The organism is Pantoea phyllosphaerae, from assembly GCF_051025595.1.
Classification (GTDB): Bacteria; Pseudomonadota; Gammaproteobacteria; order Enterobacterales; family Enterobacteriaceae; genus Pantoea.
On the sequence record NZ_JBPFDE010000011.1, the window covers coordinates 142,543 to 169,088 of the forward strand.

At 59.1% G+C, this 26,546-nt stretch carries 26 protein-coding genes and 3 tRNA genes; 24 read left to right on the forward strand and 5 right to left on the reverse strand.

All coding sequences use genetic code 11. The features are described 5' to 3' along the window. Positions 1-13: 13 nt before the first annotated feature. Both ACR6A7_RS15490 and ACR6A7_RS15495 read right to left on the reverse strand, forming a co-directional pair. Positions 14-298 carry a YciI family protein gene (locus ACR6A7_RS15490; protein WP_434125909.1) on the reverse strand — a complete coding sequence of 95 codons (285 nt, stop codon included), beginning with the start codon at positions 296-298 and terminating at the stop codon, positions 14-16. A gap of 8 nt (positions 299-306) precedes the next feature. Further along, on the reverse strand, positions 307-1,326 hold the full coding sequence (locus tag ACR6A7_RS15495; RefSeq protein ID WP_434125875.1) for an aminopeptidase: 1,020 nt from the start codon (positions 1,324-1,326) through the stop codon (positions 307-309). A 254-nt stretch (positions 1,327-1,580) separates the two neighbouring features. Here ACR6A7_RS15495 and cysG point away from each other — a divergent pair, with 254 nt between their 5' ends. From cysG to rpoS, 13 genes are all read left to right on the forward strand, one after another. Beyond that, a complete protein-coding gene (gene cysG / locus ACR6A7_RS15500; RefSeq protein WP_434125877.1) occupies positions 1,581-2,996 on the forward strand; it encodes a siroheme synthase CysG in 1,416 nt (471 codons plus the stop codon). Between the two features lie 9 nt (positions 2,997-3,005). Continuing rightward, positions 3,006-3,914 carry a sulfate adenylyltransferase subunit CysD gene (cysD, locus tag ACR6A7_RS15505; protein WP_033752098.1) on the forward strand — a complete coding sequence of 303 codons (909 nt, stop codon included), beginning with the start codon at positions 3,006-3,008 and terminating at the stop codon, positions 3,912-3,914. Positions 3,915-3,924: 10 nt separating this feature from the next. Beyond that, entirely contained in the window at positions 3,925-5,352 is a 1,428-nt protein-coding gene (gene cysN / locus ACR6A7_RS15510) for a sulfate adenylyltransferase subunit CysN (RefSeq protein ID WP_434125879.1), read from the forward strand. After that, on the forward strand, positions 5,352-5,957 hold the full coding sequence (gene cysC / locus ACR6A7_RS15515; protein WP_434125880.1) for an adenylyl-sulfate kinase: 606 nt from the start codon (positions 5,352-5,354) through the stop codon (positions 5,955-5,957). The genes cysN and cysC overlap by 1 nt, the downstream gene beginning before the upstream one ends. A gap of 55 nt (positions 5,958-6,012) precedes the next feature. Continuing rightward, positions 6,013-6,333 (forward strand): DUF3561 family protein, encoded by a 321-nt coding sequence (locus tag ACR6A7_RS15520; protein ID WP_434125881.1) that lies wholly within the window; start codon positions 6,013-6,015, stop codon positions 6,331-6,333. Between the two features lie 171 nt (positions 6,334-6,504). Further along, a complete protein-coding gene (gene ftsB, locus ACR6A7_RS15525; protein ID WP_033752087.1) occupies positions 6,505-6,819 on the forward strand; it encodes a cell division protein FtsB in 315 nt (104 codons plus the stop codon). 3 nt (positions 6,820-6,822) lie between these two features. Further along, positions 6,823-7,539, forward strand: coding sequence for a 2-C-methyl-D-erythritol 4-phosphate cytidylyltransferase (gene ispD / locus ACR6A7_RS15530; RefSeq protein WP_434125883.1), 717 nt, complete (start codon positions 6,823-6,825; stop codon positions 7,537-7,539). Then, positions 7,539-8,021, forward strand: coding sequence for a 2-C-methyl-D-erythritol 2,4-cyclodiphosphate synthase (gene ispF, locus ACR6A7_RS15535; RefSeq protein ID WP_434125911.1), 483 nt, complete (start codon positions 7,539-7,541; stop codon positions 8,019-8,021). The genes ispD and ispF overlap by 1 nt, the downstream gene beginning before the upstream one ends. Beyond that, positions 8,018-9,067 carry a tRNA pseudouridine(13) synthase TruD gene (truD, locus tag ACR6A7_RS15540; protein ID WP_434125885.1) on the forward strand — a complete coding sequence of 350 codons (1,050 nt, stop codon included), beginning with the start codon at positions 8,018-8,020 and terminating at the stop codon, positions 9,065-9,067. Before ispF ends, truD begins: the two co-directional genes overlap by 4 nt. After that, positions 9,048-9,809, forward strand: a complete 762-nt coding sequence (gene surE / locus ACR6A7_RS15545) for a 5'/3'-nucleotidase SurE (protein WP_096073726.1) — start codon at positions 9,048-9,050, stop codon at positions 9,807-9,809. Before truD ends, surE begins: the two co-directional genes overlap by 20 nt. Beyond that, positions 9,803-10,429, forward strand: a complete 627-nt coding sequence (locus tag ACR6A7_RS15550; protein ID WP_434125886.1) for a protein-L-isoaspartate(D-aspartate) O-methyltransferase — start codon at positions 9,803-9,805, stop codon at positions 10,427-10,429. The genes surE and ACR6A7_RS15550 overlap by 7 nt, the downstream gene beginning before the upstream one ends. Before the next feature lie 164 nt (positions 10,430-10,593). Beyond that, the gene (gene nlpD, locus ACR6A7_RS15555) at positions 10,594-11,685 is read left to right on the forward strand and encodes a murein hydrolase activator NlpD (protein WP_434125887.1); all 1,092 of its coding nucleotides are present in this window, start codon (positions 10,594-10,596) and stop codon (positions 11,683-11,685) included. Between the two features lie 50 nt (positions 11,686-11,735). Beyond that, positions 11,736-12,728: an RNA polymerase sigma factor RpoS gene (rpoS, locus tag ACR6A7_RS15560; RefSeq protein ID WP_048783701.1), complete on the forward strand. Its 993-nt coding sequence runs from the start codon at positions 11,736-11,738 to the stop codon at positions 12,726-12,728. Between the two features lie 101 nt (positions 12,729-12,829). Here rpoS and mutS read toward each other — a convergent pair whose 3' ends face one another. Further along, positions 12,830-15,391 carry a DNA mismatch repair protein MutS gene (mutS, locus tag ACR6A7_RS15565; protein ID WP_434125888.1) on the reverse strand — a complete coding sequence of 854 codons (2,562 nt, stop codon included), beginning with the start codon at positions 15,389-15,391 and terminating at the stop codon, positions 12,830-12,832. A 359-nt stretch (positions 15,392-15,750) separates the two neighbouring features. Beyond that, a complete protein-coding gene (locus ACR6A7_RS15570) occupies positions 15,751-16,536 on the reverse strand; it encodes a prepilin peptidase (protein ID WP_434125890.1) in 786 nt (261 codons plus the stop codon). Between the two features lie 290 nt (positions 16,537-16,826). Between ACR6A7_RS15570 and mltB the strand changes: the two genes are divergently transcribed. Beyond that, entirely contained in the window at positions 16,827-17,909 is a 1,083-nt protein-coding gene (mltB, locus tag ACR6A7_RS15575) for a lytic murein transglycosylase B (RefSeq protein ID WP_434125892.1), read from the forward strand. Positions 17,910-17,986: 77 nt separating this feature from the next. Further along, positions 17,987-18,325, forward strand: a complete 339-nt coding sequence (locus tag ACR6A7_RS15580; protein WP_033752063.1) for a zinc ribbon domain-containing protein YjdM — start codon at positions 17,987-17,989, stop codon at positions 18,323-18,325. A 33-nt stretch (positions 18,326-18,358) separates the two neighbouring features. Here the strand turns inward: ACR6A7_RS15580 and ACR6A7_RS15585 are convergent, their stop codons facing one another. Continuing rightward, entirely contained in the window at positions 18,359-19,246 is an 888-nt protein-coding gene (locus ACR6A7_RS15585) for a dihydrodipicolinate synthase family protein (protein WP_434125893.1), read from the reverse strand. Positions 19,247-19,392: 146 nt separating this feature from the next. Between ACR6A7_RS15585 and tam the strand changes: the two genes are divergently transcribed. From tam to ACR6A7_RS15630, 9 genes are all read left to right on the forward strand, one after another. Beyond that, complete coding sequence (gene tam, locus ACR6A7_RS15590) at positions 19,393-20,172, forward strand: trans-aconitate 2-methyltransferase (protein ID WP_434125894.1); 780 nt, start codon at positions 19,393-19,395, stop codon at positions 20,170-20,172. A 100-nt stretch (positions 20,173-20,272) separates the two neighbouring features. Next, positions 20,273-20,767, forward strand: a complete 495-nt coding sequence (gene pncC, locus ACR6A7_RS15595; RefSeq protein WP_434125896.1) for a nicotinamide-nucleotide amidase — start codon at positions 20,273-20,275, stop codon at positions 20,765-20,767. 95 nt (positions 20,768-20,862) lie between these two features. After that, entirely contained in the window at positions 20,863-21,936 is a 1,074-nt protein-coding gene (gene recA / locus ACR6A7_RS15600) for a recombinase RecA (protein ID WP_434125898.1), read from the forward strand. Between the two features lie 112 nt (positions 21,937-22,048). Continuing rightward, on the forward strand, positions 22,049-22,561 hold the full coding sequence (locus ACR6A7_RS15605) for a regulatory protein RecX (protein WP_434125899.1): 513 nt from the start codon (positions 22,049-22,051) through the stop codon (positions 22,559-22,561). A gap of 135 nt (positions 22,562-22,696) precedes the next feature. Further along, entirely contained in the window at positions 22,697-25,324 is a 2,628-nt protein-coding gene (gene alaS, locus ACR6A7_RS15610; protein ID WP_434125900.1) for an alanine--tRNA ligase, read from the forward strand. Between the two features lie 250 nt (positions 25,325-25,574). Further along, positions 25,575-25,760: a carbon storage regulator CsrA gene (csrA, locus tag ACR6A7_RS15615; RefSeq protein ID WP_004155916.1), complete on the forward strand. Its 186-nt coding sequence runs from the start codon at positions 25,575-25,577 to the stop codon at positions 25,758-25,760. Positions 25,761-26,065: 305 nt separating this feature from the next. Then, a tRNA-Ser gene (locus ACR6A7_RS15620) sits at positions 26,066-26,158 on the forward strand. Positions 26,159-26,167: 9 nt separating this feature from the next. After that, positions 26,168-26,244 (forward strand) — tRNA-Arg (locus ACR6A7_RS15625). Between the two features lie 227 nt (positions 26,245-26,471). Further along, positions 26,472-26,545: transfer RNA gene (locus ACR6A7_RS15630), tRNA-Arg, on the forward strand. The last annotated feature ends 1 nt before the right edge of the window (position 26,546 follow it).

The window sequence follows — 26,546 nt, forward strand, 5'->3', positions numbered from 1 at the left end:
GCGCGCCTGCTGACTACATCCCTACCAGAGCGGCAAACTCCTCTGTCGCACGCGTGACGTTCAGCCTGGTCACCTCATAATTCGCCACCGCGACAAAGGGATCCTCCGCCAGAATCGTATCCAGCCGCGCGCGATCGATATCTTTGACCAGCACGATACCGCCGGTGCGCGGATCCTTGCGTCCAGCCGCGATAAAGACGCCAGCAGCGAAATAGCGATCTAGCCACTGGATATGCGGTTCCAGCAGTGTTTCCACCTCTTCGACCGGCCGAAAATAGCTTAACGAAACGATATACATCATTATCCTCACACTTTGGGATTGGTCAGCTCGCCCAGCAGCGGCAGCAGCACCTTCACGCTGTCGCGCGTGCGCAGGGAAATACGGCCCGGCAGCCAGCGATCGAGATAGCTGAGGTTATCACGATCAATCTGATGGCGTGTGGTGCCGTCGGGGAAATGCGTCGAGCGGCGGCGCTGCTGCGCGCCATCTTTGTTACCCAGCGCCCAGTTGCTCGCCGTCACGTCCAGCAGCGGAAAGCCCGCCTTATCGAAGGCGTTAGCGGCGTTATAGTCGCGCGCGGTCATCTGATGGCTGGCGGCGGGGATGCCGAGCTGCTGCGCGAGGCGCAGCGCGCGTTCGCTGGTCTGCTTGCGCACCGCGCGCGGCGTATTGCTGCCGCTGTTGAAATAGAGATGGTCGCCGGCGATCAGGCTGTTGAGATCGACCACCAGCAGCGTGTTCTTTTTCTCTTTCTCGCTCATGCGCGCCACGTAGTCCTGCATGCCGCCCAGCGCGGTTTCGCCTGCGCTCAGCGCCACAAAGCGCACGCCGTAATGCAGCGGCCGATGGCTCAGCTGCTGCGCCAGCTCCAGCATCACGCCCAGCCCTGACGCGTTATCGTCGACGCCCTGCAGACGCAGGCCACCAAGGTTATGCTCCGCGTCGCTGCTGCTGAGCGGCGTCCAGGTGTCGAGATGCGCCACAATCAGGATCTCCTGCGGCGCGCTGCCGGCGCGCGCGGCGATTACCGAGGTTGCGGTCACTTTATGCCAGCGCAGATCGCCGTTGGCTTCGCGCCAGCGGTAGCCGGTATTGAACTGACGGGTATTACTCTGAAAACCGAGCGCGGTGAACTGCTGCTGCAGGTAGTCGGCGGCCATCATTTCAGCCGGGCTGCCGCTCATGCGGCCAGGGAAGTAAGTGGCGATATGGCGAAGCTGCTGCTCGGCAAATTTCCCCGGCGCGACGCTGGCGGCCTGGGCGTGCAGAGCGAAACCGCAATTCAACAGCGCAGCCAGCGCGGTCAGGCGGAGAAGGGCAAACATGGGGTGTTCCTTGTGGGTCATCCTGTGACGAAAAGCCAAAATTTTTTGGCTATCCAGTATGAAACTGTGATCGCCATTAGACAATTTGATTCGCTCTGAAAGCCTTGCCAGATCATCCGTTAAGCACATTTTGTTATGAGCTTCCCTGGCGCGTTATTCCATTCGGTAACTACTCATTCCAATTCGTAATTTCATCTGCCAGAAGGGCGCAACGTATAGTCGCGTTAAATTACGGTTACAACGCCAGGGTTATCGTGGACTATTTGCCTCTTTTCGCCGATCTCAAAGGTCGTCCGGTGCTGGTCGTAGGCGGCGGCGACGTCGCGGCGCGCAAAATTGAACTGCTGCGTCGCGCCTCTGCGCAGGTGCGCGTGGTGTCGCGCGAGCTCTGCCCTGAACTTCAGGCGCTGCATCAGGAACAGCAGATCGAATGGCTGGCGACGGCGTTCGAGCCGGCGCAGCTCGACGCGGTTTTTCTCGCCATCGCCGCGACCGACGATAACCTGCTCAACCGCCAGGTTTACGACGAGGCCAACGCCCGTCACCGGCTGGTCAACGTAGTGGACGACCAGCCAAAGTGCAGCTTTATCTTTCCCTCTATCGTGGACCGCTCTCCGCTGGTGGTCGCTATCTCCTCGAGCGGCACCGCGCCGGTGCTGGCGCGTATGCTGCGTGAAAAGCTCGAAGCGCTGCTGCCCGCCAGCCTGGGACAGATGGCAGAGGTCGCGGGCGGGTTTCGCGACCGCGTAAAGCAGCGTTTTAGCCGCATGTCCGATCGCCGACGCTTCTGGGAGCGCGCCTTTAACGGTCTGTTCGCCAGCCAGATGTCGGCGGGCAACGTGGACGAAGCGACGCGTACTTTACAGCGCGAGCTGCAGGAAGAGCCGAACCGCGAAGGGGAAATCATTCTGGTCGGTGCCGGACCCGGCGACAGCGGGCTGCTGACGCTGCGCGGCCTGCAGGTGATGCAGCTGGCGGACGTGGTGCTCTACGACCATCTGGTCAGCGACGAGGTGCTGGATCTGGTGCGCCGCGACGCGGATCGCATCTGCGTCGGCAAACGCGCCGGTGCGCACTCGGTGCCGCAGGAAGAGACCAATCGCCTGCTGGTGGAGCTGGCGCGCAAAGGCAAGCGCGTGGTGCGCCTGAAAGGGGGCGATCCCTTTATCTTCGGCCGCGGCGGCGAAGAGCTGCAGGCGGCGCAGGAGGCGGGGATACCGTTCCAGGTGGTGCCCGGCGTGACGGCGGCGGCAGGCGCGACCGCCTATGCCGGTATTCCGCTGACGCACCGCGATCACGCGCAGAGCGTGCTGTTTATCACTGGTCACTGTCGCGCCGACGGCGACGACATCGACTGGCCGTCGCTGGCGCGCGCGCGTCAGACGCTGGCGATCTATATGGGTACGGTAAAGGCTGCGGTAATTAGCGAAGGGCTGATACATCACGGCCGCGACCCCGCGACGCCGGTGGCGGTGATTGGCCGCGGCACGCGGCAGGATCAGCAGGTGCTGACCGGCACGCTGGAGCACCTTGAGACGCTGGCTGCCGCCGCGCCGACGCCAGCGCTGCTGGTGATCGGGGAAGTGGTGAAGCTGCACGAGCAGCTGGCGTGGTTTCAACATTCTGCACAGCAGGCGACCCGCGAGTCCGCCGTTGTCACACTGGCTTGAGGAAAAATCATGGACCAAAAAAGACTCACTCATCTGCGTCAGTTAGAGGCGGAAAGCATTCATATCATCCGCGAGGTCGCAGCGGAGTTCGGCAATCCGGTAATGATGTACTCCATCGGCAAAGATTCGTCGGTGATGCTGCATCTGGCGCGTAAAGCCTTCTATCCAGGCACGCTGCCGTTTCCGCTGCTGCATGTCGATACCGGCTGGAAATTCCGCGAGATGTACGCGTTTCGCGATCGCACCGTAAAAGAGATGGGCGCCGAGCTGCTGGTTCACCGCAATCCGGAAGGCGTGGCGATGGGCATCAACCCCTTCGTGCACGGCAGCGCTAAGCACACCGATATTATGAAAACCGAAGGGCTGAAGCAGGCGCTGAACAAATATGGCTTTGACGCCGCGTTCGGCGGCGCGCGTCGCGACGAAGAGAAGTCGCGCGCTAAAGAGCGTATCTACTCTTTCCGCGACCGTTTCCACCGCTGGGATCCAAAGAACCAGCGCCCGGAGCTGTGGCATAACTACAACGGTCAGATCAACAAGGGCGAAAGCATTCGCGTCTTCCCGCTGTCGAACTGGACCGAACTCGATATCTGGCAGTACATCTTCCTGGAAAACATTGAAATCGTGCCGCTCTACCTCGCCGCGCCGCGTCCGGTGCTGGAGCGCGACGGCATGCTGATGATGGTGGATGACGACCGTATCGATTTGCAGCCTGGCGAAGTGATCAAGCAGCGTATGGTGCGCTTCCGCACCCTTGGCTGCTGGCCGCTTACCGGCGCGGTGGAATCTGAGGCGCAGACGCTGCCGGAAATTATCGAAGAGATGCTGGTCTCTACCACCAGCGAACGTCAGGGCCGCGTGATTGACCGCGATCAGTCCGGTTCGATGGAACTGAAAAAACGTCAGGGTTATTTCTAAGGAGACGCAGATGAATACCGTTATTGCACAACAGATTGCCGATCAGGGCGGCGTGGAAGCCTGGCTGACCGCGCAACAGCATAAAAGTCTGCTGCGTTTTCTCACCTGCGGCAGCGTCGACGACGGCAAAAGCACGCTGATTGGCCGCCTGCTGCACGATACGCGCCAGATTTATGAAGACCAGCTCTCCTCGCTGCACAACGACAGCAAGCGTCACGGCACCCAGGGTGAGAAGCTCGACCTGGCACTGCTGGTGGACGGGCTGCAGGCGGAGCGCGAGCAGGGCATCACTATCGACGTGGCCTACCGCTACTTCTCCACCGAGAAGCGTAAATTCATTATCGCCGACACGCCGGGACACGAGCAGTACACCCGCAATATGGCAACCGGCGCCTCGACCTGCGACCTGGCGATTCTGCTGATCGACGCGCGTAAAGGGGTGCTGGATCAGACCCGTCGCCACAGCTTTATCTCGACGCTGCTGGGCATTAAGCACCTGGTGGTAGCAATCAACAAAATGGACCTGGTGGAGTATCGCCAGGAGACCTTTGAACAGATCAAACAGGATTACCTCGACTTCGCGGCGCAGCTACCGGAGGACCTGGATATCCGCTTTGTGCCGATGTCGGCGCTGGAGGGCGACAATGTTGCCACGCCGAGCCAGACCATGCCGTGGTACAGCGGTCCGACGCTGCTTGACGTGCTGGAAACCGTTGAGGTGAAGCGCGTGGTGGATCAGCAGCCGATGCGCTTCCCGGTGCAGTACGTTAACCGTCCGAACCTGGATTTCCGCGGCTATGCGGGTACGCTCGCCTCCGGCGCGGTACGTGTCGGCCAGCGCGTGAAGGTGCTGCCGTCGGGCGTAGAGTCCACCGTTGCGCGCATCGTTACCTTTGACGGCGATCTGCAGGAAGCGGGCGCGGGCGAAGCCATTACTCTGGTGCTGAACGACGAGATCGATATCAGCCGCGGCGATCTGCTGGTTGACAGCGACGCCGAGCTGGAGGCGGTGCAGTCCGCCACCGTTGACGTGGTATGGATGGCGGAGCAGCCGCTGCAGCCCGGCCAGAGCTACGATATTAAAATTGCCGGCAAGAAGGCGCGCGGCCGCGTGGAGAAGGTGATTCATCAGGTCGAGATCAATACGCTGGAGAAACGCGCCGCGGAGACGCTGCCGCTGAACGGCATCGGCCTGGTGGAAATGACCTTCGACGAACCGATGGTGCTGGATAAATACCAGCAGAACCCGGTGACGGGCGGCATGATCTTTATCGATCGCCTGAGCAACGTCACCGTGGGCGCCGGGATGATTCATGAGCCGCTGAGCGGCGCGGCGCGGCAGGCGGGTCAGTTCAGCGCGTTCGAGCTGGAGCTGAACGCGCTGATCCGCCGCCACTTCCCGCACTGGAACGCGCGCGATCTGCTGGGCGGTGAGTAATGGCGCAGCACGATGAAAACGTGGTGTGGCACGATCATCCGGTGACGCGCGAGGCGCGCGAGCGGCAGCACGGCCATCAGGGCGCGGTGCTATGGTTTACCGGCCTCTCCGGCTCCGGCAAATCGACGGTGGCTGGCGCGCTGGAGCAGGCGCTGCATGCGCTCGGCGTCAGTACCTATCTGCTTGACGGCGATAACGTGCGTCACGGCCTCTGCCGCGATCTGGGCTTCAGCGACGCGGATCGCAAAGAGAACATCCGCCGCGTCGGCGAAGTCGCGAAGCTGATGGTGGATGCGGGGCTGGTGGTGCTCACCGCCTTTATCTCGCCGCACCGCGCGGAGCGTCAGATGGTACGCGATATGCTGCCGGAAGGGCGCTTTATCGAGGTCTTCGTCGATACGCCGCTGGCGGTGTGCGAAGCGCGCGATCCCAAAGGGTTATATAAGAAAGCGCGCGCGGGCGAGCTGCGTAATTTTACCGGCATCGACAGCCTCTACGAGGCGCCGGAGCAGCCGGAAATACGCTTAGCGGGCGAACAATTGGTTACAAAACTGACCGGCCAATTGTTAGACCTGCTGCGTCACCGCGATATCATCGAATCCTGAACAGACAAGCGGCAAATCGAGGCTGATTTGCCGCCTTCGCGTCAACAGGATCTCTATGCAGAACGTTACTCCTATGCTGGCCCGCAAAGATGACACCTCTCCGGACGAGCCGCGCTCGTCGCTGCCGGGCGGCATCATCGGCTTTCTCTCTTACTGGTGCGCGCTGGCGATCCCTTTCCTGTTGTACGGTTCCAACACGCTTTTCTTCTTCCTCTATACCTGGCCTTTTTTCCTGGCGCTGCTGCCAGCGTCAGTGCTGATCGGCATCATTTTCAGTATGGCATTGCGCGGCAGGCTGCTCTGGACGACGCCCGCTACGGCGATAGTCGTTGTCTGCCTTTTCTGGCTGCTCTTCTCTTTTTTATCCGGCTGGTAATGCTTCCCGATGTAGAAACGCGTCGGCAGGTTACAAAACTTTACCTGTCTGCTTTCCTGCCATCCTAATCAGAATTTGTGCAGACAGCCGGTAAAGCGGGCCATTTTCACCGCTGGAGTGGAGTCCTGCAGCAAGTTATGGGATGATTGAGCCGTTTTTCAGGGGGCGGGGATGGGAAAACTGACGTTACTGCTACTGGTGCTGCTCGGCTGGCTGCAATATTCGCTGTGGCTGGGCAAAAACGGTATTCACGACTACACGCGCGTCAATGATGACGTCGCGGTGCAACAGGCGAACAACGCCAAACTTAAAGCGCGTAACGATCAGCTGTTTGCCGAAATTGACGATCTCAATGGCGGCTCGGAAGCGATCGAGGAGCGCGCACGCAACGAGCTGGGCATGATAAAGCCCGGTGAGACCTTCTATCGTCTGGTGCCGGATCAGAACAAACGCAACGCGCAGGCTGCGCAAAACCAACAACGATAACTCATGAACATGCACTCTCTCCCTGCGGAGGTGATCGCCGTGGTGCCCGCTGCCGGTATCGGCAGCCGCATGCAGGCGACCTGTCCTAAGCAGTATCTGACCATCGGTCAGCAGACGCTTCTGGAACACAGCATCGCACGTCTGTTTTCCCATCCCGCTATCAAACAGGTCATCGTCGCGCTTAGCCCGGATGACGCGCAGTTCGCCTCGCTGCCGCTGGCGCGAGACCCGCGCGTGCTCAGCGTAACGGGCGGCGAAACGCGCGCGGAGTCGGTGCTGGCGGGGCTGCAAGCCGCGCAGGGCGCAGGCTGGGTGCTGGTGCACGACGCGGCGCGTCCTTGCCTGCACCCTGACGATCTCGCGCGTTTGCTGCAGGTGCGGGAAACCAGCCGCGTTGGCGGCATTCTGGCCGCGCCGGTGCGCGACACCATGAAGCGCGGCGAGCCGGGCGTCGCCGCCGTGGCGCATACCGTTGAGCGTGAAGATCTCTGGCACGCGCTGACGCCGCAGTTTTTTCCTCACCCGCTGCTGACCGCCTGCCTGACGCGCGCGCTGGCGGAAGGTGCGACCATTACTGACGAAGCCTCGGCGCTCGAATATTGCGGCTATCATCCCCTGCTGGTCAGCGGACGCAGTGATAACATCAAAGTCACCCGGCCGGAAGATCTGGCGCTGGCGGCATTTTACTTAACCCAGATTCAGTTAAAGGAGAGCGCATGATGCGTATCGGTCACGGTTTTGACGTTCACGCTTTTGGCGGAGAAGGTCCGCTGGTGATTGGCGGCGTGCGGATCCCGTTTGAACAGGGTTTTCTTGCCCATTCCGACGGCGACGTGGCGCTGCATGCGCTGACCGACGCGCTGCTTGGCGCGGTGGCGATGGGCGATATCGGCAAGCTGTTTCCCGATACCGATCCCGCCTATAAGGGCGCGGACAGCCGCGGCCTGCTGCGCGAGGCCTGGCGACGCATCGCGGAAAAGGGCTATCGCATCGGCAATGTCGACGTCACCATCATCGCTCAGGCGCCAAAAATGCTGCCCCATGTGCCGCAGATGCGCGTCAATATCGCTGAAGATCTGGGCTGCCATATGGATCAGGTCAATGTCAAAGCCACCACCACCGAGAAGCTGGGCTTTACCGGGCGTGGCGAAGGCATCGCCTGCGAAGCGGTCGCGCTGCTGCTGAAGGCGGATGCGTCATGACGCTGGAGAGCCAGGCTTTTCTGCACGGCAAGCCAACCGCGTGCGGCACAATCAAAGCGAGCCCGGAAGATTTTGTGGTGGTGGAGGATCTCGGCTACGGCGCCGACGGCGAGGGGGAGCATCTGCTGGTGCGCATCCGTAAAACCGGCGCGAATACGCGTTTTGTGGCGGAAGCGCTGGCGAAGTTCCTCGGCGTACATCAGCGCGATATGAGCTATGCAGGAATGAAAGACCGCCATGCGGTGACCGAGCAGACACTCTGTTTTCGCATTCCGGGCAATGCGATGCCCAACCTGAGCGGTTTTTCGCTGGAAGGGGTCGAGATTCTCGAAGCGACGCGCCACAAGCGCAAGTTGCGTATCGGCGCGCTGGCGGGTAACGCCTTTCGTCTCGTGGTGCGCCAGATCAGCGACCGCGACGCGGTGGAATCGCGCCTGGCGCTGATCCGCGACGCCGGTGCCCCCAACTACTTCGGCACGCAGCGCTTTGGCCGCGGCGGCCATAACCTGACCATGGCGCAGCAGTGGGCGCGTGGCGAAATCAGCCTGCGCGACCGCAACAAGCGCAGCCTGATCCTTTCGGCGGCACGCAGCGCGCTGTTTAATCAGGTCACCAGCGCGCGCCTGCAGCAGCAGGGGTCGCTAACGCAGATCCTGGAGGGTGATGCGCTGCAGCTTACCGGCCGCGGCAGCTGGTTTGTCGCACAGGCGGCGGAGCTGAGCGAGCTGCAAACCCGCGTCGACCACCATGAGCTGCGCATTACCGCGCCGCTGCCGGGACGCGGCGAGCCGGGTCCGCAGGCGGAGGCGCTCGCCTTTGAGCAGCAATCTCTGGCGGGCGCAGCAGAATTGGTTACACTGCTTGAGCGAGAGCGAGTGGATGCGGCGCGGCGCGCGATGCTGGTGGTGCCGCGCGATCTGCGCTGGAACTGGTGGGACGACGTCACGCTGGAGATGCAGTTCTGGCTGCCGGCAGGCAGTTTCGCAACCAGCGTGATTCGGGAACTTCTGCAACAGGAAGGTGACGATGCGGATATTGCTGAGTAATGACGACGGAATTCATGCGCCGGGCATTCAGACGCTGGCAAAGGCGCTGCGCCATATCGCTGAGGTGCAGGTGGTCGCACCCGACCGCAACCGCAGCGGCGCCTCTAACTCCCTGACGCTGGAGACGCCGCTGCGCACCTTTACCCATGAAAACGGCGACATCGCCGTGCAGATGGGGACGCCGACCGACTGCGTTTACCTCGGCGTCAACGCGCTGATGCAGCCGCGCCCGGATATTGTGGTTTCCGGCATCAACGCCGGCCCCAATCTGGGCGACGACGTTATCTACTCAGGCACCGTGGCGGCGGCGATGGAAGGGCGCCATCTCGGCCTGCCCGCGCTGGCGGTATCGCTCAACGGGCATCAGCATTACGATACGGCAGCGGCGGTCACCTGCGCGCTGCTGCAGGCGCTGACGCGCGAACCGCTGCGCACCGGGCGTATTCTCAACATCAACGTGCCGGATCTGCCGCTGGAAGAGATTAAAGGCATCCGCGTGACGCGCTGCGGCAGCCGTCACCCCGCCGATCAGGTTATCGCGCAGCAGGATCCGCGCGGCAACACGCTCTACTGGATTGGACCTCCGGGTGAAAAGTTCGATGCTGGCCCGGATACCGATTTCGCCGCCGTGGATCAGGGCTACGTCTCCGTGACCGCGCTGCATGTCGACCTCACCGCGCACGGCGCGCAGGATGTGCTGATTGACTGGCTGGAGAAGTCGGAGGTCAGTCTCGTATGGTGAACCGGCGTATCGAAGCGTTGCTGGCGCAGCTGCGCCAGCAGGGCATCCACGATGAGCTCCTGTTACGGGCCATCGCGGGGGTGCCGCGCGAACGTTTTATCGACGAAGCCTTCGAGCATAAAGCCTGGGACAATGTGGCGCTGCCCATCGGTTCCGGGCAGACAATTTCGCAGCCCTATATGGTGGCGCGCATGACCGCGCTGCTGGAACTGCACCCCCATTCGCGCGTGCTGGAGATCGGCACCGGTTCCGGCTATCAGACCGCTATTCTGGCGCACCTCGTGGACCACGTTTACTCCGTCGAACGCATCAAGGGGCTGCAGTGGCAGGCAAAACGCCGCCTCAAACAGCTCGACCTGCATAACGTTTCGACGCGCCACGGCGACGGCTGGCAGGGCTGGCCCGCGCGCGGTCCTTTCGACGCCATCATTGTCACCGCCGCGCCACCCGAAATTCCGACTGCGCTGATTGCGCAGCTCGACGAGGGCGGCATTATGGTGCTGCCGGTGGGGGAGGATCAGCAGGTGCTGAAGCGTCTGCGCCGCCAGGGTGGCGACATTGTGGAGGAAACTATTGAGCCGGTGCGGTTCGTTCCGCTGGTTCAGGGTGATTTGGCCTGAGATTTTCCCTACGTATTTCTTCACAACTGTTTCATAGCACCATCCTTTTGATCTTGTTACTATCCATTTTCATGCGTTATACGCAGGCTTTAATACGCCTCACAGAGCTTTGTGCTGGTGCGTTAGCAAGAAGCGTTATTCAGGTTTGCCATCACGGGGGAACAATGAGCACGGGAAGCCCAATATTTCAGTTACGCCGCCTTGCGGCGCTTTCTCTGGTTGGATTTTGGCTGGCAGGCTGTAGTTCAGGCGACAACACACAAGCACCCATTAGCCAGGTTGGAGATAATGGCAGCAGCGGCGGCATGCTTAGCGCGTCAGGCGGCGTTCCGTCGACGCCACGCCAGGGAGGTATGATTAGCAATACTGTACCTTCGGCACCCAGCAGCGGTGCAATGATTAGCGGCAATGATAATGTGCAGACGCAAAACGGCCGCATCGTATACAATCGCAGTTATCAGAATATTCCGAAAGGTAGTTACGCTGGCGATACATATACCGTTAAACGTGGCGACACGCTGTTCTATATCGCCTGGATTACCGGCAACGATTTCCGCGATCTGGCGCAGCGTAACAACGTGCAGGCCCCGTACAGCCTGAATGTCGGCCAGACGCTGCAGGTTGGCAACGGCTCCGGCCAGCCGATCACGGGCGGCAATGCGATCACTGCCGCCGACGCAACGCAGGGCGGCGTCCCGACCGCGCCGCAAATTAAACCCGCGCCTGTTGCACAGCAACCAGTTATTACGTATTCTGATGATTCGGGTAACTCGTCTGGCAGCAAATTGTTGCCGTCGAGAGGGACAAATGTTGCAACGACAACAGCTCCCCCCGTGGTTGCCGCACCGCCCACGGTTAGCAGTACAACGAACAGTTCGACGCCGGTTGGAAGCTGGCGTTGGCCGACCGATGGGAAGATCATCGATAACTTCTCCGCCTCTGAAGGGGGGAACAAAGGAATCGATATCGCTGGTTCGCGTGGACAACCTGTCGTCGCTACCGCATCAGGAAGAGTAGTGTACGCAGGCAACGCGCTCCGGGGTTATGGCAACCTGATCATCATCAAGCACAATGATGATTATCTCAGTGCCTACGCCCACAACGATACAATGCTGGTCCGGGAACAACAGGAAGTTAAGGCGGGGCAAAAGATCGCTACCATGGGTAGCACCGGAACCAGTTCAGTTAGATTACATTTTGAAATTCGTTACAAGGGGAAATCCGTAAACCCGTTGCGTTATTTGCCGCAGCGATAAACCGGCAGAACCCTGCTGTTCTGCCCTGGGATCACGGGTAGGAGCCGCTTATGAGCCAGAATACGCTGAAAGTAAACGAGTTACATGAAGATGCGGAATTCGAGGAGAACGGAGCTGAGGTTTTTGATGAGAAGGCTCTTGTTGAAAACGAACCCAGTGATAACGACGTAGCGGAAGAAGAGTTGTTGTCACAGGGTGCGACGCAGCGCGTTTTGGATGCGACGCAGCTCTATCTCGGGGAGATTGGCTATTCTCCGTTGTTGACGGCAGAGGAAGAAGTGTTCTTCGCTCGCCGTGCATTACGAGGCGATATTCCTTCTCGTCGCCGCATGATTGAAAGTAACTTACGACTGGTGGTGAAGATTGCCCGCCGCTACAGCAATCGCGGTCTTGCGCTGCTTGACCTGATTGAAGAGGGCAATCTCGGATTAATCCGTGCCGTTGAGAAGTTTGACCCAGAACGTGGGTTCCGTTTCTCAACCTATGCTACCTGGTGGATTCGTCAGACGATTGAACGGGCGATTATGAATCAAACCCGTACCATCCGCCTGCCGATTCACATTGTTAAAGAGCTGAACGTTTATCTGCGCACCGCGCGTGAACTCTCCCACAAGCTCGATCATGAGCCGAGTGCGGAAGAGATTGCGGAGCAGCTGGATAAGCCCGTTGACGACGTCAGCCGTATGCTGCGTCTTAACGAACGCATCACCTCGGTTGATACGCCGTTAGGCGGAGACTCCGAAAAAGCGCTGCTGGACATTCTGGCCGATGAAAAAGACAACGGTCCGGAAGACACCACGCAGGATGACGATATGAAGCAGAGTATCGTTAAGTGGCTGTTCGAACTGAACGCCAAGCAGCGCGAAGTGCTGGCGCGTCGTTTCGGCCTGTTAGGCTATGAAGCGGCAACGCTTGAGGATGTGGGCCGCGAAATCGGTCTGACCCGCGAGCGCGTACGCCAGATTCAGGTTGAAGGCCTGCGTCGTCTGCGTGAAATCCTGCAGGCACAGGGTCTGAACATTGAAGCACTGTTTCGTGAGTAACTGACAAGTTGTAAGTACAAAAAAGCGGTGGCCGTGGGCCCCCGCTTTTTTTTTGCTGCGGCAGTGGCGGCAGGGCCGTAAAGGCCTGCCGCCAGGGATCGCTACACCAGCGACTTCAGTCGGTAAATCCACTCCAGTGCCTGACGCGGCGTCAGGGTATCGGGATCCAGCGCTTCAAGCGCTTCGACGGCTGGCGAACTCTCTTCCACCAGCAGGGGCAGCTGCGATCCGTCGATGGTTGAAGAGGCTGAATGATTCGATAGCGTCTCCAGCTCCTTGAGCTTATTGCGGGCGCGCTTGATCACCTCTTTCGGCACCCCCGCCAGCGCCGCAACGGCCAGACCGTAGCTTTTGCTGGCGGCCCCTTCCTGCACGCTGTGCATAAAGGCGATGGTGTCACCGTGTTCGACCGCGTCCAGATGGACGTTGAACACGCCCTCCATTTTTTCCGGCAGCGTAGTCAGCTCGAAATAGTGGGTGGCGAACAGCGTCATCGCCTTGATGCGGTTCGCCAGGCTCTCTGCGCAGGCCCAGGCCAGCGACAGGCCGTCATAGGTCGAGGTGCCGCGCCCGATTTCATCCATCAGCACCAGGCTGTTTTCGGTGGCGTTGTGTAAGATATTGGCGGTTTCCGTCATCTCCACCATAAAGGTCGAACGGCCTGAGGCAAGATCGTCTGCCGCGCCGATACGGGTAAAAATACGATCCAGCGGGCCGGTCACCGCCTCTTCCGCCGGCACAAAGCTGCCAATCCAGGTCATCAGGGCGATCAGCGCCGCCTGACGCATGTAGGTGCTTTTACCGCCCATATTGGGGCCGGTGATAATCAGCATACGGCGCTGCGGCGTTAGCGACAGCGGGTTGGCGATAAAGGGCTCTTTCAGCACCTGCTCAACCACCGGATGGCGGCCGCCGGTAATTTTAATGCCGGGTTTTTCCTGTAGCGTCGGGCGGCAGTAGTTCAGCGTCCAGGCGCGTTCCGCCAGGTTGCTCAGCACATCCAGCTCGGCGAGCGCGGCGGCGCTGAGCTGCAGCGCTTCCAGATGCGGCAGCAGCTGGTCGAACAGCGACTCGTAAAGGCTTTTCTCCAGCGCCAGCGCCTTGCCCTTCGAGGTCAGCACCTTATCCTCGTACTCCTTCAGCTCAGGAATGATATAGCGCTCGGCGTTTTTCAACGTCTGGCGGCGTACGTAGTGGATCGGCACATGATCGCTCTGGCCGCGGCTGACCTGAATGTAGTAGCCATGGATCGCGTTGTAGCCAACCTTGAGCGTATCGAGGCCGAGCTTTTCGCGCTCGCGGATCTCCAGTCTGTCCAGATAGTCGGTGGCGCCGTCCGCCAGCGCGCGCCATTCATCCAGCTCCGCGTTGTAGCCCGCTGCGATAACGCCACCGTCGCGGATCAGCACCGGCGGCGCTTCGATAATCGCCGCCTCAAGCAGCTCGCGCAGCTCGGTGAACTCGCCCATCTGCGCGCGCAGACGGATCAGCGCCGTCGATTCGACGCTGGCCAGCAGGGCGTTCAGCTCCGGCAGCTGCTGAAAAGCGTGACGCATGCGGGCTAAATCGCGCGGACGCGCGGTACGCAGCGCCAGACGCGCCAGAATACGCTCCAGGTCGCCTACCTGGCGCAGCACCGGCTGCAGCGTATCGCTCAGCGGCTGAAGCTCGGCGATGGCGTCCTGGCGCTGACCGATCGTCTGCGCGTCGCGCAGCGGCATATGCAGCCAGCGCTTGAGCATGCGGCTGCCCATCGGCGTCACGGTGCGGTCCAGCACCGCCGCCAGCGTGTTCTCCGTGCCGCCGGCGAGGTTCTGCGTAATTTCCAGATTGCGGCGCGTCGCGGCGTCCATAATGATGCTGTCCTGCTGCCGCTCCATGCTGAGCGAGCGGATATGCGGCAGGCTGGTGCGCTGCGTATCCTTAACGTACTGCAGCAGGCAGCCTGCGGCGCGCAGTGCCTGATGCGCCTGCTCGACGCCAAATCCATTCAGATCGCGGGTGCCGAACTGCATATTTAACTGCTGACGCGCGGTCGCGATCTCAAACTCCCACAGCGGACGACGGCGCAGGCCGCGACGCTGATCAATCAGCGACATCGCCTGCAGATCTTCTGGATAGAGCAGTTCGGCGGGATTGGTGCGCTGCAGTTCGGCCGCCATGGTTTCGGCGTCCGCCGGTTCGCTCAGGCGAAAACGGCCGGAGCTGATATCGAGCGTGGCGTAGCCGAACCCCTGGGGGCTCTGCACGATGGCGGCCAGCAGGTTGTCGTGGCGCTCCTGCAGCAGCGCTTCGTCGCTGATGGTACCCGGAGTGACGATGCGTACCACCTTGCGTTCAACCGGCCCCTTGCTCAGCGCCGGATCGCCGATTTGCTCGCAAATTGCCACTGACTCGCCCAGCTGCACCAGCTTAGCCAGATAGCTCTCTACCGCATGGTAGGGCACGCCCGCCATCGGGATCGGTTCGCCCGCCGAAGCGCCGCGTTTGGTTAGCGAGATCTCCAGCAGCTGCGAGGCGCGTTTCGCGTCGTCATAGAAGAGCTCGTAAAAGTCGCCCATGCGGTAAAACAGCAGAATGTCAGGATGTTCAGCCTTGAGACGCAGATACTGCTGCATCATGGGCGTATGAGCGGTGATGTCCTTATCGACTGATTTGTTCATAAATAATGTGCTCTTAAATCATTCGGTTATTGGGCAAGCCTTGCATCGGACTGCACGATCTGGCGTATGTATCGGGATCAATCCATTCGAAAAACAGAGAGGATGCCCGGAAAATGCGGTCATGGCTGTGAGATAAGCGGCGTCTGAAAGCCATTATGAAAAGTTGCCTGCTGAACATCAAGGCTGCCGCTTTTTCACCGCCAGGATAAAGGCGCTCTGGACCGGGCGGATAAGGCGAGCGCCACCCGCGTCGGGCGAAAACCTGGGTTAATGCGCATGACGTTATCAGGCTGCGCGCTAAAAGCCTAACGGAACCCTGTCTGATGGCGAACCCGTGCGAGACGCTACGCAAAAAGCGCTTAGCCGTAGCAGGACACCAGCCGATCCAGCAGCAGCGCTTCGCCCGCCAGCGCCAGACAGGGGCCGAAAGGCAAGGGAAGATGCAGCGGACGCTGCATCCACAGGCGCGCCAGCAGCGCGGCGCTTAAACCGGCGCAGGAGGCGATCAGCAGCAGCAGGGGGAGCGACTGCCAGCCCAGCCAGGCGCCGAGTGCCGCCAGCAGCAGGGTGTCGCCGCCGCCCAGCGCCTCCCGATGGCGGAACAAGCGCCAGGTCCAGGCCAGCAGCCGGAACAGCAGATAGCCGCTGGCGGCGCCAAGGATCGCCTCTACCGGGCTGCTACGCGGGAGAACGCCCCAGGCGTGAAACAGCAGCCCGAGCCAGAGCAGGGGCAGGGTCAGCGCATCGGGCAGCAGCTGGACGCGCAGGTCGATCAGCGATAACGTCAGCAAAAAGCCGCTTACCACCAGCGCCGCCAGCAGCACACCGTTCCACGGCAGTTGCCAGGCAAGCAGCAGGCTTATCGCCAGCGCGGCAAGCTCGATCGCCGGGTAACGCCATGAAATGGGGTGGCAGCAGTAGCGGCAGCGGCCGCGCAGCCGCAGCCAGCCAAGCAGGGGAAGGCAGTCACCTGCGCGTATCGGTGTTTTGCAGCGCGGACAGTGCGATCGAGGCAGCAGCAGTGAGAATCCCGGCTGCGGCTGCAGCACCATCAGCGGCAGGCGATAGATCACCACGTTTAGAAAGCTGCCGACGCAGAGTGCGGCGGCGGCCAGCAGCAGCCAGCATAAAAGGTCATAGCTCATCAGTTTCGGTTCCTCTTCCTTGATGCGCCGGCTTTGAGTAACCGGCTTAACCGCCAGGGTCTGAACGCACTCTATCCTTATCGCTATCGGCGTACAGCCTGACCTGCGGTTTTCCGTGAGGCTTGCGTCCCGTGCCGCAGGATGAGGCTGAAATAGCGCAATGGTTTGCCGCGCTTCCTGCGCCGGTTCACAGCTATGCGCTGGCGCTATTTTTGCGTTTCGCCCTGTCTATTCTGCGAGTGAATGTTTACCATAATTCGTTACCTTCACTGCATGCTTATGGATATCAAATGCGTTTTAAGATCATCTTGCTTCCGCTTGTTGCCTTACTTGCCGCCTGCAGCAGTAAACCTGAATCCGCGCCGCAGGCTGCTACCCTGGCGGCGCCGAAAGGGGGCTTTCTGCTGGAACAGTCCCACGCCGTTCAGCCTGTGCTCGGCGACTTTGCCGGTAATCCGGCCGCCGAAAAGTTCATCGATCAGATGGTGGAGAAGCACGGTTTTGACCGCCAGCAGCTGCACGCGGTTATCGGCCAGGCGAAACGGCTGGACTATGTGCTGCGCCTGATGGATCGTCAGGCGCCCGCCTATACGCCTCCCGCCGGGCCTAACGGCGCCTGGATCCGCTATCGCAAACAGTTCATTACGCCGGACAACGTGCAGAACGGCGTCGCCTTCTGGAACCAGTATCAGGACGCCTTAACGCGCGCCCAGCAGGTCTACGGCGTGCCGCCGGAGATTATCGTCGGCATTATCGGCGTTGAGACGCGCTGGGGGCGCGTTATGGGGAAAACGCGCATTCTCGACGCGCTCGCCACGCTGTCGTTTAACTATCCGCGCCGCGCCAGCTACTTCAGTAGCGAGCTGGAAACCTTCCTGCTGATGGCGCGCAACGAAGAGGACGATCCGCTGGATCTCAAGGGATCGTTCGCCGGCGCGATGGGCTACGGTCAGTTTATGCCCTCTTCCTACCAGCAGTATGCGGTAGATTTCAACGGCGACGGCCACGTCAATCTGTGGGATCCGGTCGACGCTATCGGCAGCGTCGCCCACTACTTCAAAGAGCACGGCTGGCGCAGCGGAGAGGGCGTTGCCGTTCCCGCCAGCGGCCAGGCACCGCTGCTGGAGAATGGCTTCAAAACCAGCTATACACCGCAGATGCTGGCGGCATCCGGCCTCTCTCCGCAGGGGTCGCTCGACGGCAATAACCAGGTCAGCCTGCTGCGACTGGATATGGGTACCAGCTATCAATACTGGTACGGGTTGCCTAACTTCTACGTCATTACCCGCTATAACCACAGCACCCACTACGCGATGGCGGTATGGCAGCTGGGTGAGGCGGTTAGCAAAGCGCGCAGCGGCGCGATGTTCTGATAGTTGCCCTTACCAATAGTGCGGGTATATGATGGCGCCCCTCTGGCGTCATCATATCTGTTGTTTCAGGAGCTGTTATGCAATCACTTCCCGCATGTCCCCTTTGTCAGGCTGATTACAGCTGGCAGGATGGCGACAACCTCAACTGTCCCGCCTGCGGTCATATCTGGTCGCCGGGCGAAGGCGAAAGCACTGCGGATCGTCTTGTGGTGCGCGACGCCAACGGCAATCTGCTGGAGGATGGCGATACGGTGACCGTGATTAAAGATCTTAAAGTGAAGGGCAGCTCTTCCACGCTGAAGATCGGTACTCGCGTAAAAGGGATCCGTCTGGTTGAGGGCGATCATAACATCGACTGCAAGATCGACGGTTTCGGCCCGATGAAGCTGAAATCGGAGTTTGTGAAGCGCGGATAACGCTGGCGGGCGCATCGCGCCCGCCTCAGTGTCTTAGTCAAACAGCCGGTCGAGCGCCTCGCACTGCTCAGCGCTCAGCGCACCTTCATAGTTGCGCGACTGGCTGGTCATCGAATCGAACCGGCGCGATACCGCAGTTTTGATGGTGGTGACAAAATCCTCTCCAATGGCGTAAATCGCCATCATCTTGCCGATGCGCTGCTGAATAAGCGTCAGCGCTGCCAGATCCTGATCGCGCCACGCCTGCATCGCTGCGGCGAACAATTCCGGCACAATGTTATTCAGACCTGAAATCACGCCTGAGCCGCCTGCCAGCAGATTCGGCACCAGATATTCGTCGTAGCCGGAGAGCACGGCGAAATCGTCGCGTACCTTTTTCGTCTCTTCGATCAGCGCGCGATTGTGCGACAGGCAGTCGACCGTATCTTTTATGCCAATAAAATTAGGCAGTTCGGCCGCCAGCTCGCTGATCAGCGTCGGCGTCAAATCGCAGCCGGTGCGCGCCGGGAAATTATAGGCGAACCATTTGCCACCAATCTGCTTATCCAGCGCACGAAAGTAGCTGAGCAACTGACGCGGCGTCTGGCCGTAGTAGTAGGGCGGCAGCACCATCACCGCGTCGAAGTCGTTTTTCCAGGCGGCCTCGGCCAGCGCCAGCATATCCGGCACGCAGGTGCTGGAGATATTGGCGACCATGCTGAGCGGCGAGAGCTGCCGCGCCTCGCGAATCAACAACAGTCGCTCCTGCTGCGTCAGCGAGGCAAATTCGCCAATGCTGCCCATCAGCAGTAAGGTATTAATGCCTGACGCGTTTAGCCGGTTAAAGTGGCGACCCAGCGCGTCAATATCGGGCTCTCCTCGTGGCGTAAAAGGCGTAACGGAAGGGCACCACACGCCGGAAAAAGCGGATTGCGAGATCATAAACGCTCCTGAAGGTGAAAAAATGAAACACTGTTTTAACCTAATGCGCGGCGTGACGCTCTGCCAGCGCAGCGCAAAGAATTGGGCAGCGCATCGCATTTTTCCGCTTCACAGCGCGTTCAGACTCACCTACACAGAGGCTCAAGATGCAAGACTGGAACCCTCAACTCTATCGTCAGTTTGAATCAGAAAGGACGCGGCCTGCGCAAGAGCTGCTGGCGCGCATTCCCGTTACCGACGTGCGTTTCGCTACGGATTTAGGCTGTGGACCGGGCAACAGCACCGAGCTGCTGGCTCATGCCTGGCCCGACGCGCGGATTATCGGGCTGGACAGTTCCGAAGCGATGCTGGCGCAGGCGCGCGAACGGCTGCCGCGCTGCACTTTCCTCAAGGAGGATATTCGACGCTGGCGCGCTGCGGAACCGCAACAGGTGATTTACGCTAACGCCTCGCTGCAGTGGCTTGACGCGCATGACAGCCTGTTGCCCCATCTGACAAACCAGCTCGACAGCGGCGGCGCGCTGGCGATTCAGATGCCGGATAATCTGCAGGAACCGTCGCATCGTTCGATGCGCGAAATTGCGGCCTGCGATCCCTGGCGTCAGCGCATCGGCGACGTTGAGCGGAAAAAACCGCTCACCAGCGAGCACTACTACGATCTGCTAACCCAGGCGGGCTGCGAGGTGGATCTCTGGCGCACCACCTATTATCACGTGATGCCCGACGTGCAGGCGATTATAAACTGGCTAAAAGCGACCGGTTTGCGGCCGTTTCTCAACGCGCTTGAACCTGACGAGCAGCCGCGCTTTCTGGAGCAGTATCATCAGGCGTTGCAGCTGGCCTATCCGCCGCGCGCCGACGGCCGCGTTTTGCTCGCCTTTCCGCGTCTTTTTATCGTAGCGGTGAAAAAGGGGAGCGCGCGCTGAGAGGCAATGCGCAAAGCGGGCAGGGGGATGCGCGAGACGGGTTGAAAATATCCCGCTTCTGCACCATGTTCTCTTAACCGGGCTAAAAGGATAAGTGGCGATGAATGATATGGAACTGCAGCGCTTAAGCGCGGCAATAGGCGATCGTCTTAAGGCGGCAAGGGCGACGGTAACCTGCGCCGAGTCCTGTACGGGCGGCTGGATCGCCAAAGTGTTTACCGACATCAGCGGCAGCTCCGCCTGGTTTGAACGCGGTTTTGTCACCTACAGCAATGAGGCCAAACAGGAGCTGGTGGGGGTTGCTGCGGCTTCGCTTGCCCAGCACGGCGCGGTGAGCGAAGTGGTGGTGCGCGAGATGGCGCAGGGCGCGCAGCGTGCTGCGCAGGCGGACTATGCGCTATCGGTCAGCGGCATCGCCGGACCGGACGGCGGCAGCGCGGAAAAACCGGTCGGTACCGTATGGTTCGGCTTCGCGGCGCCAGGCGGAAAAGTACTTGCGAAACGCCAGCAATTTCAAGGGGATCGCGAAGCAGTACGTCGTCAGTCTGTGGCCTTCGCTTTGCAGACATTACAGGACGATTTTTTGGCAAATTAAGCTTGATACTGTATGACTATACAGTATAATTAGCAGCAACAGAAAGCGAGCAGGCATTTGTAGCGTGCTTACCCCCGTATGAGTCAGGAGTAGAAATGGCAATTGACGAAAACAAACAGAAGGCTTTAGCTGCTGCGCTGGGCCAGATTGAGAAGCAATTCGGTAAAGGCTCCATCATGCGTCTGGGTGAAGATCGCTCAATGGACGTGGAAACCATTTCTACCGGTTCGCTTTCTCTGGATATCGCGCTGGGCGCCGGCGGTTTGCCGATGGGCCGTATGGTTGAAATCTATGGTCCGGAATCTTCTGGTAAAACGACCCTGACGCTGCAGGTTATCGCTTCAGCACAGCGCAAAGGTAAAACCTGTGCCTTTATCGATGCTGAACACGCGCTCGATCCGGTTTATGCCAAGAAGCTCGGCGTAGATATCGACAATCTGCTCTGTTCTCAGCCAGACACCGGCGAGCAGGCGCTGGAGATCTGTGACGCGCTGGCGCGTTCAGGCGCAGTAGACGTTATCATTGTCGACTCCGTTGCGGCGCTGACGCCGAAAGCGGAAATCGAAGGCGAGATCGGCGACTCTCACATGGGCCTTGCGGCGCGTATGATGAGCCAGGCGATGCGTAAGCTGGCGGGTAACCTGAAGCAGTCCAACACGCTGCTGATCTTCATTAACCAGATCCGTATGAAGATCGGCGTGATGTTCGGTAACCCAGAAACCACTACCGGTGGTAACGCGCTGAAGTTCTACGCTTCTGTTCGTCTTGATATCCGTCGTATCGGCGCGATCAAAGAGGGCGACGAAGTGGTCGGCAGCGAAACCCGCGTTAAAGTCGTGAAAAATAAAATCGCTGCACCGTTTAAGCAGGCAGAGTTCCAGATCATGTACGGCGAAGGCATCAACACCTTCGGCGAGCTGGTCGACCTGGGTGTGAAGTACAAGCTGGTGGAAAAAGCGGGCGCCTGGTATAGCTATAACGGCGACAAGATTGGCCAGGGTAAAGCGAACGCCACCAATTTCCTTAAGGAAAACCCGGCGATTGCCAACGAGCTGGACGTTAAACTGCGTGAGATGCTCCTGAACAGCGCGAACGCCGAAGCAGACGCCGGTAATGCGCCAGCAGGCGCGCTGGAAGATGCAGCCAGCGAGACGAACGAAGATTTCTAATCCTGCAGCGGGAGTGGGCAATCCACTCCCGTTTTTCGTTTTAACGACCCTCTCTTTTCTTCCCCCTCGTTCTGCCGCCATAATCCCCTTCTGATTGAGCAAGGTGACCGCTATGACTGAACAACCGCAACCTAAGGAAATCGCTTTTCCGCGACTGCTCGACCGCGCCATGCGCATTCTGGCGCAGCGCGATCACAGCGAGGCTGAGCTGCGTAAAAAGCTGCAGCAGTCAGTGCAGCGAGCGGCATTTATCCAGCAGAACGATCCTGAGATCATCACCGATGCGCAGCTGGATAAAGTCATCGGCTGGTGCCAGGAAAACGGCTGGCTTGATGAGGCGCGCTTTACTGAGCGCTTTATCCAGAGCCGCAGCCGCAAAGGGTACGGTCCACAGCGCATCCGGCTGGAGCTGGGACAAAAAGGCATCGCACGGCCGGAAATCGACATAGCGATGGAAGCCTGTGAGATTGACTGGAGCGCCTGCGCCGCGCAGCTGGCGGAGCGCAAATTCGGCCTTCCCTTGCCCACAGAATGGAAGGCAAAAGCTAAAGTTCAGCGCTTTTTGCAGGCAAAAGGCTTTTTCATGGAGGATATTCAGTCCGTTTTCAGAAATTTTGATGACTGAAAGCTGCGCGGGGTTTTACTTCCCTGTGAAGAAAATTTATCTTATTCCCACTTTTTGTTCCCCTGAACGGACAACTGCGCGGATGCGGCTTGTCTGACCGGACGGAACTTTCGTTAGCGTGATTCCAGGATATATATGAGCAAGAGCACTGCTGAGATCCGTCAAGCGTTTCTCGACTTTTTCCATAGCAAGGGACATCAGGTTGTAGCCAGCAGCTCCCTCGTACCGAATAACGACCCGACGCTGCTGTTTACTAACGCCGGTATGGTTCAGTTCAAGGACGTTTTCCTTGGGCAGGATAAGCGCAACTATTCGCGTGCGACCACGTCGCAGCGCTGCGTGCGTGCAGGCGGCAAGCACAACGATCTGGAAAACGTCGGTTATACCGCACGTCACCACACCTTCTTTGAAATGCTGGGCAACTTCAGCTTCGGCGACTACTTCAAGAAAGAGGCGATTGCTTATGCCTGGGAACTGCTGACGGGAGAAACCTGGTTCGCTCTGCCGAAAGAGCGTCTATGGGTCACCGTTTATGAAACCGATGACGAAGCCTACGACATCTGGGCCAACGATATTGGCGTGCCGCGCGAGCGCATTATTCGCATCGGCGACAACAAAGGCAGCGCCTACGCCTCTGACAACTTCTGGCAGATGGGCGATACCGGTCCCTGCGGGCCGTGCAGCGAAATTTTCTACGATCATGGCGATCATATCTGGGGCGGACCGCCAGGTAGTCCGGAAGAAGATGGCGATCGCTATATCGAGATCTGGAATATCGTCTTTATGCAGTTCAATCGTCAGCCGGACGGTACTATGCTGCCGCTGCCGAAGCCGTCGGTTGATACCGGCATGGGTCTGGAGCGTATCTCCGCCGTGCTGCAGCACGTTAATTCCAACTATGAAATCGATCTGTTCGCCAACCTGATCAAAGCGGTAGCTAACGTCACCGGCGCGACCGATCTCACTAACAAGTCGCTGCGTGTTATCGCCGACCATATTCGCTCCTGCGCGTTTCTCATTGCTGACGGCGTTATTCCGTCGAACGAAAACCGCGGCTACGTCCTGCGCCGCATCATTCGTCGTGCGGTGCGCCACGGCAATATGCTGGGTGCGAAAGAGGCGTTCTTCTACAAGCTTGTCGCCCCGTTGGTCGAGGTGATGGGCGCTGCGGGCGACGATCTTAAACGTCAGCAGAGCCAGGTGGAAACGGTACTCAAGACGGAAGAAGAGCAGTTCGCGAAAACCCTGGAGCGCGGTCTGGCGCTGCTGGACGAGGAGCTGGCCAAACTGCAGGGCGATACGCTTGACGGCGAAACCGTTTTCCGTTTGTACGATACCTTCGGCTTTCCGGCCGATCTTACGGCCGACGTCTGCCGCGAGCGTAACCTGAAAATTGACGAAGCCGGTTTTGAAAAAGCGATGGAGCAGCAGCGCCAGCGCGCGCGCGAAGCCAGCGGTTTCGGCGCTGATTACAGCAATGTCATCAGCATCGATGCGGCTTCCGCCTTTAAAGGCTACGACCAGCTCGATCTGACAGCAAGCGTGAAGGCAATCTACGTTGACGGCGTCGCGGTCGAAGAAGTGGCCGCAGGTCAGGAGGCTGTCGTGGTGCTGGATGAAACGCCATTTTATGGTGAGTCTGGTGGCCAGGTCGGCGATACAGGCCTGCTGAAAGGGAAGAATGCTGAATTTAGCGTCCAGGATACACAAAAATATGGTCAGGCTATTGGCCATATCGGTAAGCTGACGGCTGGTCATCTGCGTATCAACGATCGCGTTGAGGCGCAGGTTGATGAAGCACGTCGCGCGCGCATTCGTCTGAACCACTCTGCAACGCATCTGCTGCACGCGGCGCTGCGTGAAGTTCTCGGCGAGCACGTGGCGCAGAAAGGATCGCTGGTCAATGATAAGTACCTGCGTTTCGACTTCTCGCATTTTGAAGCGATAAAGCCGCAGGAGCTTCATCGGGTCGAAGAGATCGTTAACGCGCAGATCCGCCGCAACCTGCCGGTTGAAACCGAAGTGATGGATATTGACGCGGCGAAAGGCAAGGGCGCGATGGCGCTGTTCGGTGAGAAGTACGATCAGCGCGTGCGCGTCCTGACCATGGGCGATTTCTCCATTGAACTGTGCGGCGGTACTCACGCTGCGCGCACCGGCGATATTGGCTTGTTCCGTATCTTAAGCGAGTCCGGCACGGCAGCAGGCGTACGCCGTATCGAAGCTGTTACCGGCGAGGGTGCGCTGGCGCAGGTTTATGCGCAGAGCAGTCAGCTGAACGAAATTGCGCAGTTGGTGAAAGCCAACAGTAGCAATCTGAACGACAAGGTGCGCGGACTGGTCGATCACGTGCGTTCGCTGGAGAAAGAGCTGCAGCAGCTGCGCGATCAGCAGGCTGCGCTTGAGAGCGCTTCTTTGAGCAGCAAAGCGCTTGACGTTCAAGGCGTGAAGCTACTGGTTAGCGAACTGGGCAACGTAGAGCCGAAAATGTTGCGCACCATGGTAGACGATCTGAAAAATCAGCTGGGCTCGGCGGTGATTGTGCTGGCGACCGTAGCAGAAGGAAAAGTATCGTTAATTGCAGGCGTAACCAAAGATCTTACTGACCGCGTAAAAGCGGGTGAACTGGTGGGTGAGCTGGCGCAGCAGGTTGGCGGCAAAGGCGGCGGACGCCCCGATATGGCGCAGGCTGGCGGCACCGATGCCCAGGCGCTGAAAGGCGCGCTGGCGGGTGTCGAAAGCTGGGTTAAGAGCCGCCTGTAACGAAATAGAACAATGCATCGTGAAAAGCGCCAGGGCCTGAGGTTCCGGCGCTTTTTAATACGATGTACATCAGGTAATGACAAAGTCAGGTCGATGTAGTGTATTTCGGCTAAACTAACTATCAGCAGAATGTATTGGCGTAGCGACGTACATTGATGTATTTGTCATAGTCAATGTTCAGCGTTAAATGATGGATAATGCCGGGAGCCCAAACAGAGCCCGACTCTTTTAATCTTTCAAGGAGCAAAGAATGCTTATTCTAACTCGTCGAGTTGGTGAAACCCTCATGATTGGCGATGAGGTGACTGTAACGGTGCTGGGTGTGAAAGGTAACCAGGTTCGTATTGGTGTGAACGCGCCAAAAGAGGTCTCAGTGCATCGCGAAGAGATTTATCAGCGCATTCAGGCCGAAAAAACTCAGCAAACGAGTTACTAACGGATTCAGCGCCTCGCAGGATGCTGCGAGGCGCGACCGCTTTTACGCTTCACGCCTCTTTTCTTCCCGCTTCGTCTTGTTTTCCTCCCGCTCCGTCTTTCTGATTATTTTGCTAATTGCTCGCTTTCACTGTTGATAATTCACTCTTTTTGTCGGCAAATTAGGCCAATTGAGCGTCATTTGTGCAAACGATCGGGCGGTGGGAAAAATTGTTTGACTTATAAGTGCGGGAAAGTAATATGTGCGCCACGCAGTGCCGATGAGCAGATACAACGTTCAGACGCACAGTTCGGAAGAACGCGTAAGGTGAGGTGGCCGAGAGGCTGAAGGCGCTCCCCTGCTAAGGGAGTATGCGGTCAAAAGCTGCATCCGGGGTTCGAATCCCCGCCTCACCGCCATTTTCCGATGCATCCGTAGCTCAGCTGGATAGAGTACTCGGCTACGAACCGAGCGGTCGGAGGTTCGAATCCTCCCGGATGCACCATATCTTCGGATATGGAAAGAGTGCCCCGAACTGACATGGCATGAAATATCGCCAGGCAGTGTGAGGGAGGAGAACGTTGTATTAGCAACGGCCCGCAGGGCGAGGCGAAAGCCGAGTCATCCTCCCGGATGCACCATCTTTTAAAGATGCGGAATAAAAAGTAAGTGAAAGAGTCGTTCCTTTCTCGGTGAGTTGTTAGCACCCTGCGTTGTACAAGAATTATCTATGCATCCGTAGCTCAGCTGGATAGAGTACTCGGCTACGAACCGAGCGGTCGGAGGTTCGAATCCTCCCGGATGCAC

Coding starts and splice junctions, on each gene's coding strand:
- ACR6A7_RS15490 (WP_434125909.1), bottom strand. CDS start 298: ATGTATATCGTTTCGTTAAGCTATTTTCGGCCGGTCGAAGAGGTGGAA.
- ACR6A7_RS15495 (WP_434125875.1), bottom strand. CDS start 1,326: ATGTTTGCCCTTCTCCGCCTGACCGCGCTGGCTGCGCTGTTGAATTGC.
- cysD (WP_033752098.1), top strand. CDS start 3,006: ATGGACCAAAAAAGACTCACTCATCTGCGTCAGTTAGAGGCGGAAAGC.
- cysN (WP_434125879.1), top strand. CDS start 3,925: ATGAATACCGTTATTGCACAACAGATTGCCGATCAGGGCGGCGTGGAA.
- cysC (WP_434125880.1), top strand. CDS start 5,352: ATGGCGCAGCACGATGAAAACGTGGTGTGGCACGATCATCCGGTGACG.
- ACR6A7_RS15520 (WP_434125881.1), top strand. CDS start 6,013: ATGCAGAACGTTACTCCTATGCTGGCCCGCAAAGATGACACCTCTCCG.
- ftsB (WP_033752087.1), top strand. CDS start 6,505: ATGGGAAAACTGACGTTACTGCTACTGGTGCTGCTCGGCTGGCTGCAA.
- ispD (WP_434125883.1), top strand. CDS start 6,823: ATGAACATGCACTCTCTCCCTGCGGAGGTGATCGCCGTGGTGCCCGCT.
- ispF (WP_434125911.1), top strand. CDS start 7,539: ATGCGTATCGGTCACGGTTTTGACGTTCACGCTTTTGGCGGAGAAGGT.
- truD (WP_434125885.1), top strand. CDS start 8,018: ATGACGCTGGAGAGCCAGGCTTTTCTGCACGGCAAGCCAACCGCGTGC.
- surE (WP_096073726.1), top strand. CDS start 9,048: ATGCGGATATTGCTGAGTAATGACGACGGAATTCATGCGCCGGGCATT.
- ACR6A7_RS15550 (WP_434125886.1), top strand. CDS start 9,803: ATGGTGAACCGGCGTATCGAAGCGTTGCTGGCGCAGCTGCGCCAGCAG.
- nlpD (WP_434125887.1), top strand. CDS start 10,594: ATGAGCACGGGAAGCCCAATATTTCAGTTACGCCGCCTTGCGGCGCTT.
- rpoS (WP_048783701.1), top strand. CDS start 11,736: ATGAGCCAGAATACGCTGAAAGTAAACGAGTTACATGAAGATGCGGAA.
- mutS (WP_434125888.1), bottom strand. CDS start 15,391: ATGAACAAATCAGTCGATAAGGACATCACCGCTCATACGCCCATGATG.
- ACR6A7_RS15570 (WP_434125890.1), bottom strand. CDS start 16,536: ATGAGCTATGACCTTTTATGCTGGCTGCTGCTGGCCGCCGCCGCACTC.
- mltB (WP_434125892.1), top strand. CDS start 16,827: ATGCGTTTTAAGATCATCTTGCTTCCGCTTGTTGCCTTACTTGCCGCC.
- ACR6A7_RS15580 (WP_033752063.1), top strand. CDS start 17,987: ATGCAATCACTTCCCGCATGTCCCCTTTGTCAGGCTGATTACAGCTGG.
- ACR6A7_RS15585 (WP_434125893.1), bottom strand. CDS start 19,246: ATGATCTCGCAATCCGCTTTTTCCGGCGTGTGGTGCCCTTCCGTTACG.
- tam (WP_434125894.1), top strand. CDS start 19,393: ATGCAAGACTGGAACCCTCAACTCTATCGTCAGTTTGAATCAGAAAGG.
- pncC (WP_434125896.1), top strand. CDS start 20,273: ATGAATGATATGGAACTGCAGCGCTTAAGCGCGGCAATAGGCGATCGT.
- recA (WP_434125898.1), top strand. CDS start 20,863: ATGGCAATTGACGAAAACAAACAGAAGGCTTTAGCTGCTGCGCTGGGC.
- ACR6A7_RS15605 (WP_434125899.1), top strand. CDS start 22,049: ATGACTGAACAACCGCAACCTAAGGAAATCGCTTTTCCGCGACTGCTC.
- alaS (WP_434125900.1), top strand. CDS start 22,697: ATGAGCAAGAGCACTGCTGAGATCCGTCAAGCGTTTCTCGACTTTTTC.
- csrA (WP_004155916.1), top strand. CDS start 25,575: ATGCTTATTCTAACTCGTCGAGTTGGTGAAACCCTCATGATTGGCGAT.